General features: G+C 53.3%; 8 protein-coding genes. 5 read left to right on the forward strand and 3 right to left on the reverse strand.

Features of this window, described 5'->3' with window-relative positions:
• Nucleotides 1-20: 20 nt before the first annotated feature.
• From cas2 to cas4, 3 genes are read right to left on the reverse strand one after another with little or no spacing between them, the layout of a single operon-like run.
• On the reverse strand, nucleotides 21-281 hold the full coding sequence (cas2, locus tag EIK79_RS17625; protein ID WP_124957101.1) for a CRISPR-associated endonuclease Cas2: 261 nt from the start codon (nucleotides 279-281) through the stop codon (nucleotides 21-23).
• Nucleotides 281-1,273, reverse strand: a complete 993-nt coding sequence (gene cas1b, locus EIK79_RS17630) for a type I-B CRISPR-associated endonuclease Cas1b (RefSeq protein WP_124957103.1) — start codon at nucleotides 1,271-1,273, stop codon at nucleotides 281-283. Before cas1b ends, cas2 begins: the two co-directional genes overlap by 1 nt.
• Nucleotides 1,274-1,279: 6 nt before the next feature.
• Nucleotides 1,280-1,837, reverse strand: a complete 558-nt coding sequence (gene cas4 / locus EIK79_RS17635) for a CRISPR-associated protein Cas4 (protein WP_124957105.1) — start codon at nucleotides 1,835-1,837, stop codon at nucleotides 1,280-1,282.
• 665 nt (nucleotides 1,838-2,502) lie between these two features.
• Between cas4 and cas6 the strand changes: the two genes are divergently transcribed.
• The 5 genes from cas6 to EIK79_RS17660 are packed head-to-tail and all read left to right on the forward strand — an operon-like array spanning nucleotide 2,503 to nucleotide 10,347.
• Entirely contained in the window at nucleotides 2,503-3,324 is an 822-nt protein-coding gene (cas6, locus tag EIK79_RS17640; protein WP_124957107.1) for a CRISPR-associated endoribonuclease Cas6, read from the forward strand.
• Nucleotides 3,324-5,531: a TM1802 family CRISPR-associated protein gene (locus tag EIK79_RS17645; protein ID WP_124957109.1), complete on the forward strand. Its 2,208-nt coding sequence runs from the start codon at nucleotides 3,324-3,326 to the stop codon at nucleotides 5,529-5,531. The genes cas6 and EIK79_RS17645 overlap by 1 nt, the downstream gene beginning before the upstream one ends.
• 5 nt (nucleotides 5,532-5,536) lie before the next feature.
• The gene (gene cas7b / locus EIK79_RS17650; RefSeq protein ID WP_124957111.1) at nucleotides 5,537-6,619 is read left to right on the forward strand and encodes a type I-B CRISPR-associated protein Cas7/Csh2; all 1,083 of its coding nucleotides are present in this window, start codon (nucleotides 5,537-5,539) and stop codon (nucleotides 6,617-6,619) included.
• A 3-nt stretch (nucleotides 6,620-6,622) separates the two neighbouring features.
• A complete protein-coding gene (cas5b, locus tag EIK79_RS17655) occupies nucleotides 6,623-7,468 on the forward strand; it encodes a type I-B CRISPR-associated protein Cas5b (protein ID WP_124957113.1) in 846 nt (281 codons plus the stop codon).
• Entirely contained in the window at nucleotides 7,465-10,347 is a 2,883-nt protein-coding gene (locus EIK79_RS17660) for a CRISPR-associated endonuclease Cas3'' (RefSeq protein WP_124957115.1), read from the forward strand. The genes cas5b and EIK79_RS17660 overlap by 4 nt, the downstream gene beginning before the upstream one ends.
• The last annotated feature ends 125 nt before the right edge of the window (nucleotides 10,348-10,472 follow it).

Genomic DNA, 10,472 nt, shown 5'->3' on the forward strand with positions numbered 1-10,472 from the left:
CCCCGGGGGGTCGATGGAAGTTATGTAAAGCGGCTGCCTGGCTCGTCGCCGGGACCGTATGCGGTGTAGTCAACGAATCCAGCTGTTTCTGCCTCGAAGACAATCACTGAATCATCGTCTCTCAATTGAGCCTCGATGTCGTGTTTGATATCGACGAGCTGACCAGGGGTCACATCACCATAGAAGACGGACTGCTGAATGTGTTCGAGACGGGTTCGGAGGAGTTTTCGATAGATCCTGGTTCGGTCGGCTGGAACGTCATACACGATGAGCACGAACATCACCACCAGCGCTCCGTTGGGTGGTAGTCCTCTCCAGTCAACACATGTTTTTTCAAACTGTATACGTCCGTTTGCACGAGGGTTTTATAGCTCACGTGTCGAGAGAGTCGTGGATGTTCGACTGTCTCATCGAGTGTTTGTTCATACTCGTCGAGGACCGTCGCTCGACCCGCTTCCGTGAGAAGACATCCGTCGAGTTCTGACTCAAAATCGTCGAACGAGAGCTGTTGGCGATTAACTAACCGGAACATCACACGATCCGCCAGAATCGGTTTGAAGATGTCTGCAACATCGAGCGAGAGCGTGAACCGTCGCTCTCCAGGTTCATGCATGAATCCAACCGTCGGATCGAGTGCTGTCTTGCGAATCGCAGAGACACATGTCGTGTAAGTCATCGCATTCAAAAACGAGAGCAATGCGTTGGCCTCGTTCGATGGTGGATTGTATTCTCTTCGAGTGAGTTCGAACGGATCGCGGAGAATCACATCGAAACATCTGTAATACGCCTTTCGTGCGAGGGCCTCGACGCCGCGGAGTGACTCAACACTCGATTCGGTTTGGGCTCGGTCTTTGAGAGCACTCAGCTCGTCAAGGACAGCCGTAAACTCGTGGCCGCGTGTGTTATAGTACCGTAAATTCGCCCGCATATTGTGAATACTTGCTGCGATCATGTCCGTCGCAATCCCAAGACGTCGATTTTTATCATCATACGTTCGCACCTGTTCAACGACTGTGGTACCGGACACATGTGATCGCTTTGGTAAGTATGAGCCGCGGTAGTAATCGTTCCAGCCGAAGATGTGGACTGGAACACCATGCTCGTTTAGCAGTCCTAAGGCCCGCGTATTGAACGTTACCTGTCCGTGGAGGTAGAGCGAATCAAGATTTTCGATAGCCAGATACTTCGGTTCGCCATCAAGCCTGTCGATACGGAGCGTATCTTCGCTGCGACGGAGGTCTCCATCCGCAAAGATGTGGTGGTTGTTAGGCACGTAAGATCACATCCAGCAGAGATCTTGGTAGAGACACGCTTCACAAACAGGCTTCTTTTCAAGAGCAGGTGGGATTTTCCGGTCAACGGTTCCGATAACCCCCCGGAGAACAGATTCGATGCGCTCGCGGTTTTCTGCTGTGAGCGTCACTCGCTCCCGTTTTCGTTCACGGGGATACGCGAGAACGCCTTCCCGTTCGATGTCGAGTATTTCATCGAGGTACCACAGATAATACAGGAGTTGAAGTCGCGCCGGTTCTTCGAGCTTTGATGAAACTTTGACCTCCATAATATCGCCCGAGTCAAGAACGTCGATTGCGATACGTCCATTCACTTGAAACGATCGCCGTTTATCCCGGTAGCTTGTCTCATCGACATGCGTGCCGCGACGGATGTTTGCGGCTCCACGATCGATGTCAATACCTCGGGACATAAACCAGAGCTCCCGTTTACAAACTTCGTAATACTGTACCATGAGACCGGTTATCCGTTGTGTTGGTTCTGCGTGTGGATCACGCTCGGCAGTGATATACTCCTTAAGTGGGTCGCTGCTATTCTCGTTCATCTCCAGCATATCGAATCCAACACATGCACATCTATACTTTTAGTATATGATCACACATAGTGTCTGAATTATTATTGCCTACCATCACTGGTTTATTGTCTCATATATTCTTCTCTATAACAAATTGCTTCAATGGTGCATCATCATGATCGGTTACATATGGTTTTGTATAAAAGTACCTACCACTTAGATATGGAGCGAATATCAAAAAGTGAGATGACTCTTGAAAGGGTCGCTCTCCAACTAGCCGATGAGTTTCTGCCAGAAGCAACTAGATTCACAGTGGAGGAATATCGTGAGGCAGTTGATCAGTTAGATCCGACACCTCTTACCACATTAGAACACTTGAGATAAACGGGTACCTGATTTGTTCAAATGAAAAACCACTGGTATATGAAATAACGGAGTCGTTCGAACGTTGGATGACTGTATTCAAAACACATAGGTAGTAGTGAGTTATACACAGAGACGTTCCTAAAGCAAGATTACAGGAGGACCATAGTGATGTTGAAGTTAGGTTCTTGCTGATTATGGAACACCTCTGTTACAGCAGGTTACTAAATAGCCATAAGATATTTATAAATTATGACCATCATAGGGAAGATATGGGTGAATGTTGACTATAACATGAGCATCAATAATGATATGTTTACGAGTGATAGAACATGCGTTTGCTAATCCGTCTCCGAGCTCGCGCGGATGCCCGCTACAACACGGCCTACCACCGCGGTCTCGCGGGACGGATCTGGCGTGCACTTGATGAGCCAGAGTTTAGTGAGTTACACGATTCGGAGGAGCCATCCGGTTTGTCATTCAGCAATCCGTATCCTTTTGGTTCCATCACAGAGGGAGACCAGCTAAACGTGCTTGTGGCTTCTCCGAACGACGACATCCTTCGTTCGATCGGTGCGAATCTCATCGAGGATCGGGAGTTCAATATCAAAGCGATGCCGCTAACGGTCGAAGAGATCACTGGCGTTCACACCGATGTTGGCGAGCCGGGGACACAGGGCGTACTCGAATGTGCAACCGGACTCGTTGTTCGGATTCCCCCGTGGCAGTTCGAGAAATATGGGATCGATGCACCCAGTGACGCACCGGAGTTCTGGAAACCCGAACACTCGCTTCGCCCATTAAAGCGACAGTTAGAGAACAACCTTGATCGGAAACACGGACTATTCTGTCCGGAGCACTTGCCGGGACCAAGTGATGTCGAGGGAGATCTCTTTGATGAGTATGAGCTCATCAAGACATATTCACTACCTGTGACTGTCACCGATGGCGTCGAGGAGACGTACATCCTCAGTAAGTTCCGATTCGGGTATACAGTCCGAGATGACGATCATCGTCGCCATCTGAACCTCGCTCTTGATACGGGACTTGCTGAGCGAAACAGCCTGGGATTCGGGTTCGTCAATGTCCGCGAAGACGAGCGTGTGCCACCGGGCACAACACCTGTGACGAACAAAACAGGGGGGCAGTCCTAATGAGTACGTTCGACGAGTCGGTGTTCGAGCAACACTGTTCATTCGATTCCGTAACGTCACTCCGACGCATTCAGGCGCTGTATGGGGCGATTGCGGAAGCCACTACCGAGAACACAGGAAACACGAGTGACGCTGAAGAATCGATTGTAGCTGATGAGTACCAGCTCTACGTCACACCGAGTGAATTAGACGGCTTTACCACCTCAAGCGATGACGATAAGAAGCTCGTCACTGCGTACGTCGATATAACTGGGGATGCACCGAAGCTGGATAGGATGGATGTTCGCCCTCTTCGTCCAGAAATCGTATCTAAGCTCGGCTTTTCCCGGTATCCGTGGGGGCGCGGCATCGATCACGGTATTACCCGGAGAGGGGCAAAAGGTGGGTCCTCGCGGAGCACAGCCGTGACTTACTGCGTCGATTGTTTGGAGCGGTGGACGAATGCAGACGGACGCGAGCCGGCCGTCGGTCAGATTGCTGAAGAACACGATGACGGCTGGATTGTCAAGGCTCTCCAAGACCTCGGGACAAGCCAAACAATCGAAGACGAGATCAAGGATGCGATCAGCCCCCAGATGGACAGCGAGGAGAAACCGCGTGTCGTTGCCACTGTCGCTGTCCGTCTCGAACTGGATGCACTGGCTCATCCGCCGTCCGGAGAACCGGAGGACGGCTATTACTTCCCGGGACAGCTTGATGTGTTCAACGCCGCGATGGCAGCTCGAAAGGACGAAAAGCTCGCAGAGAAGAACACAGATGTACCTTCACGAGGAACTGGAACGTGTCTCGTTACGGGCGACGAGGAGGAAGTCTTTGGAACGGCAGAAGATCCGCTCGCGCTCTTTACAGTCCAGCACACGGAGAAATTCGCTGAGCTGAAATCCGAGCACGCGTGGCGATCTCATCCCGTCTCTTCGGATGCAGCGTTGCTCATTCAGTCGGGTGCGGCACTGATCGAACAGTGTCGGCGGACACGACGGGGACGGAGCGTCTACACGATTCCGTACTTTACGCGGATGAATACGACCCGTGCAAAGGATATCAAATACGCCATTCGAGAGACACCAGCAGAATCACAAGCAATCCTCGCTCACCTACAAAAGTTGCTCGAAGAGGACGGTGACGCTACAACCGATGAACTCCGGTTCTATCTCATCTCGCTTCGGAACGACAGCGGTGACATCAACGTCTTGCATGAGTTTCCCGATGCGACCATTCAGCCTACGAGAAGGCTTGCGAACGTTCACCAGCGAATCCTCGACGGAAGCACGTTCGATGCTGTCGCTGGCTTTAAGCAACCAGACGGCTGGTCACCGATACGTCCCGGTACCAAACCTCGTCACGTCGTTGAGTCGATTGTCACTGGACGATACGCTGCTGGGACTGTCTCCCAAACAAGCGATGACGATCCGACGACTGATGACACCAGTGAATGGTTGACGTTCGCGCTACTGATCGGAGAGTCCGTCCCTATTGGACGACTGCTCAGTGAGTACGTTGAGCGACTGGCACAGCAACGCCGCAATGACGAGGATGCACGGTTGTCCGAAAATCACCTCAAAGCACAGTACACACAGTTACGAGCACTCGCCGCTGTGGGACGCCTCGCTGTCCCGGATGATTATGCTGAACCCATGGAACCACGAGAACCAACCGACGTTTCGACACCAATAGATAGTTCCGAACGCCCACCAGCAGAAGAGTTTCTCACTGACGATGGGGAACTCCCTGTTGATGCGTTCCGTGAATACCGCCTTAATCGATTCCTCGCGGAACGACCCGCATTGAGCGGCCCACAACGCAGAGCGGCGTTTCTCGCCGGTGTGCTGGTTGGACAGCTCGGCTATCACCAAGATGATGAGCGGGATATGGAACGGACCGTTCTTGCACAGTACCCTGCTGAGCAGATGACCGGCAAACGAATCAAACGGTTCGTTCCCCAGCTCATACATAAGACCAACGTGTATGCGATAGATAGTCAGCATTGTAGCACTTCGCTCTTCCCTGAACTTGAGGATCGTCTTCCAGAAGTGCTTAGTGATGCTGCTGAAGGCGGGTGGACACTTCCGACCGAGGATCTTCGATTTCACTACGCTCTTGGACAACTCTACGGAAAACGAGCCACTAGCCGCGCATTCGATCTTCGAGAAGTGGTTGCTGCCGACGCAGGAATCGATCTTAAAACGAACAAAAGTAAAAACTATTGACACTCATGACGACACCAACTAACACCGTTCAGAACCGTTCCGAAATCGTCTTCCTGATCGACGCACAGGACTGCAATCCCAACGGAAACCCGCTAGGGGAAAACCGACCACGAATCGATCCAGTCACGAGTCAGGCAGCCGTCACGGACGTCCGACTCAAACGATATCTGCGTGACCAGCTCGTTGACGACAACCATGGTGTTTTCGTCCGGAAAACAGAGGAGGGAACAAGCGGAAGCCGAGCAGCACTCGCGCTTGATGTCCTCAACGATATTGCCAGCGTTGAAGAGCTCGAAGCGATCGAAGATATCAGTGAAGCATTCCTCACGAAGGCAACCGATGTTCGGTATTTTGGTGCCACATTGAGTTTCAATAAAGATCCCGAGGATGATCTCCATAAAGCTATCAAAGAGCAATTCAACAGCGGGAATTACACCGGTCCAGTCCAATTCAGCCCGGCGCGCTCGCTCAATTCGGTACAGTTGAACGAGGAGACAAATTCCCTCACCAGTGTGATTTCAACGCAAGATGAGAAAGATGTCGGGGGATTCAATCTTGATGATCATCGCATTAAATACGGGATTTTCCCGTTCCACGGCCTCGTGAACGAACACGGCGCCGAAGATACGGGCCTGACACAAGAGGATGTCGAGCGGCTCGATACGCTCTGCTGGCGTGCGATCAAAAACCAGACGATCTCACGGAGCAAGGTTGGGCAAGAACCTCGCCTGTACGTGCGTGTGGAGTACAATCAGTCGGGCTTCCACGTCGGCGATCTCCAGAACGGCATCTCACTGGACCGGGAAGCTGCTGGTGATGATAGTCGACCACTGAGTGACGACGCCATTCGAAACGTTACCGATATCTGTGTCAACGTAACGGAATGTGTAGATCGGCTCACAGCCGCTGCTGATCGAATCGAAGTGGTACATGTGGTTGGAAGTGATTATCTCGACATCAGTTATAACGGCGAGCGTGTGGGTAGCGCTGCGGACCTTCCGCAGTTGCTCGAAGACCACGGGCTGTCGGTCCACCACGTCGACGTGTACGAGGAATTCGAACACACGCTTCCGACGATGAGCGACTGAATCATGGCGCACTCCGATGCATCCGTAGCGATTCGGGGAACAACCCACATCGCATCACGGCCGCCGGTAATCAACGATGAGGGCGTTCCGTCGAAATGTCTCTCGCTGGCCGTTGCCGGTGACTGGGGACACTTTCGACGTATCGATCGGACGGTCACAAAACAGACGTACCGGGTCCCGCCACGAACGACCGTTGCTGGATTGCTCGCTGGCATCGTCGGTGTCGGTCGTGATGGCTACTACGACGTGTTCGCTGAGGAGTCGTCTGCGATCGCCATCGAAGTGTGCTCAGAGCTGCGAACCGTCGCAATGCCGTCACTCGGTCTCGGAACGAACCCGAGCGAAACGTTCGATGATGCGGGGGGAACTGGACAACGAACAGTAAAAGTTAGATTCCCGGACAGCACCGACAACCGGCAGCTTCACGGATATCATTACCTCGTCAATCCCGTCTATCGGATCGACGTGGCCGTCGAAGATCCAGCGTTCTACGGCACACTGCGACACCGGCTACGAAACGGCTGTTCCTACTATTCACCGACATTGGGGCTCTCTGAGCTACTCGCCTCTGTCGAGTGGGTGGGGGAACACGAACCAGATCCAGTTGAGACCAACGACACTGTAGCGATCGATTCCGTGCTCCCTGATGGCGTCGATGCAATCGTTCCGACAGCTGGAACATCATATTCGGTTGAACGTGTTCCAGGGTTCATGACCGTCGATTCAGGTGGCCGCCACACAACGGGATTCATCAACTATGCGTTCGTCCCTGACGGGTCGCCACTCCAGGTAGCACCCGACGAAATCCACCCCGTCAACGTCAACGACCGGACGGTCATCTTTAGGTGATTCACGTGTATGACGACATCATCTCACGATTAGACGATAACAATACGGAAGAACTCCTTCGAACGCACAGCGATGACGTTGGTAGCCGAATGCCGGTGCTCAGCAGTTATTCATCTGATGGTTCACTCGATAGCACTGTCATACTGCGGTGTGAAGGGTATCTTCATGACCTCGGAAAGGTAACGCCGCACTTCCAACGCTACGTACGAGACGCCTACGTTGAGGAAAAACAACTGACATATCACGCTCGACTGGGCGCGTTTGCCGTCTTCCATGCGTTAGGACGGATGGGAGCCTCCGAAAGCGATTGTCTTGTCGGGATGCTCGCAGTGTTGAAACATCATGGCCGACTTCCGGATGCGGCTGAACAGCTCACCAAGATCGTCAAAGCGGAGCGAAATGACGATGGTTACGTCGTTCAGCAGGTTGATGACATCAATGAGAGCGCTCAAAATCGGGCGGTAGCTGATGAGTTGCTCCGAGAGGGATCGAACGGGAGTGCGTCGTGGGAGTCATTCAAAACGGCCGTCAATGACGGGACGCTGTTTGCCACGATCATCGAACTTGCTAGCGAGAGCGGACACCGAGAGGGAACAGAGGAGCCGGCTCCCGAACAGCTCCCTCCGAAACTCTATGATCGGGTGCTCCACCACTGGAGTGTGCTCACACTCGCGGACAAAACAAGCGCTGCTGCTATCAAGGACAGGGATCTTCGGCCGTCGCATCTTGAGCTCACGGACCTTGAAGAGCATATTCACACCCTCCGTGAAGATCTCGATGATCCGCCGCCCCTCACACCGGATACGACGACCTCGTCGCTTCCTCTTGATCTGACCGACGAAACGGCCCTGAATCAGCTCCGAGAGGGCGTGCGCCGCCTCGTCAAAGACAATGCCGAACAGTTCGTGTCCTCCTCAGCGAACGTTGCGACGCTTACCCTTCCAACAGGACTCGGCAAAACGTTCACCGGAATCACAGCCGCATACACCATTCGGAATGCTCTTGATCATACTGAACTCTCTACTGAGACGCGACCAAGGGTCGTGTATGCGCTTCCGTATACCTCGATTATCGAGCAGACGCGGGACATCTTCGAATCAGAAGACATCCTCAACGCTGATCCGTACGGACTCGCGTTCACTGTTCATCATTATCTCAGTGACACAGTATCATATCCGAAGATAGAGGGGGAATATGATGGCGATCAAACAGCCGACAGTGAGGGGTTCTTCGATCCAGCACTGCTCGGCGAGAGCTGGCGGTCTGGGACAACCCTCACGACGTTCGTCCAACTCTTCGAAAGCCTTACAGCTCCGACAAATGCGAACGGATTGAAACTCCCATCGCTGACAAACAGCGTGATCATCTTGGATGAGCCACAGACGTTACCGAAACCGTGGTGGGAGGCGATCCGCCGTCTGACAACATTACTCGTCGAGCGGTACGACGCGAGCATCATCTCGATGACGGCAACACAACCGTCGCTGTTCACACACGTACCAGAAATTGAAACGATGTCTCTACTCGGCGGATCCGACTCGGACACTCCCCCTCTCGTGGACACCTGCTTCGAGGCAGTAGAACGTGTTGAGTATAACGTGGATGAGTCCGTTCACAGCTTCGAAGCTGGCGGCGACGACTTGCTCAGCATTGATGCTGCTGCTGATCGGCTCTTTGGGGCTGCCACGACGCCAATGAACGGTTCCGTTACGGAAGACGACGAGGGGTCGTCCGTTCTCTCTGTGTGTAACACTGTCGCAAGCACCCAGGAGCTAACCGAAGCTGTTAGCGATCGTGCTACAGCTGCTGGGTGGACGGTGACTCGTATCGGCGAAGCGTATCAGGAAGCACTGCAGGTCTGTTCACCGCCTGTCGATGACGATGATCCGTCTCCCTCACTCCGCCCAGATCCCGACGCTGTCGCAGAGCAGACGCTCTATGAGCTTGGCTTTCGTCCGCTTGATGGTGACGATTCTGTGCCACTCTCGAAACAACAATGGCGGCTGCGAGCAACAACGGAGCCATCGACGCTCTACGTCGGGACCTTCACCTCGCGGCTTCGGTCCCGTGATCGGCGCGCAATCGTGACAATTGCCAACGTTCTCGCCCGTGCAGGAGTTCCCTTCATCTTCGTCTCGACTCAGGCGGTTGAGGCTGGTGTCGATATCAGCTTTGCACGCGTATATCGAGATCTCGCTCCACTTGACAGCGTTGTGCAAGCGGCGGGACGGTGCAACCGGTCGTTTGAGTGGGGCCATAGCGCTGGGCAGGTTACGGTCTGGGCGCTTGCTGGGCCTGAAGGAACGAGTCGTCCACCCGCGACGTGTGTGTACAAGCCAAAGAAGCTCCTATCGAAAGTTGCCGCGATTCTGGGAGATCGTTGTCGTGAGCGTGATTCGGCTGTGCTCCCCGAATCCGATCTCACCCGGACGGCCATTCCTGCGTTTTACGACTGGATCGAATGTCAAGACCTTGAAGATCGGACGTTGGTCGAACGGATCGAGTCGTGTCATGCCGAACAGCTTCAATATGCGAGTCTTATCGATGACGAATACGCGAAATACGATATCATTGTTGCTGAAACCGCATTTGAACGCGCGCTGCTGAACACTATGGTCGATTCCTTCGCCAGCAAGGATAAACACTCTCGATATGACCTGCTTACGGCGATGGCAGACCTCCGGGTGTCGGTCCCAGTCAGTGATATCGAAACCATTCAGAGTCAGGTGCATCGAATCGATCGAAAATCATTCGACGCAGAGGGGATAAACGTTCTCGCGTGTACCGTGGTTAGTGAGCGAAGTCCTTACGACTTGGCGGCTGGAGGCTTCATTGTTACCGACGACGACGGTCTCGCTGGACGGTTCACATTCCATTAGGGTGAGTTCCATCGACCCCCCGGGGGTGTCCCAGCATTGGGGGTCGACGGAAACATTTGTATGAGATTCCCTATTAGAGTCTACATGGCCGCCGTATCGGCCAAGGTTACAGCAGGACCCTAGAC

This window comes from Halocatena pleomorpha (genome assembly GCF_003862495.1).
In the GTDB taxonomy this organism is placed as follows: Archaea; Halobacteriota; Halobacteria; order Halobacteriales; family Haloarculaceae; genus Halocatena; species Halocatena pleomorpha.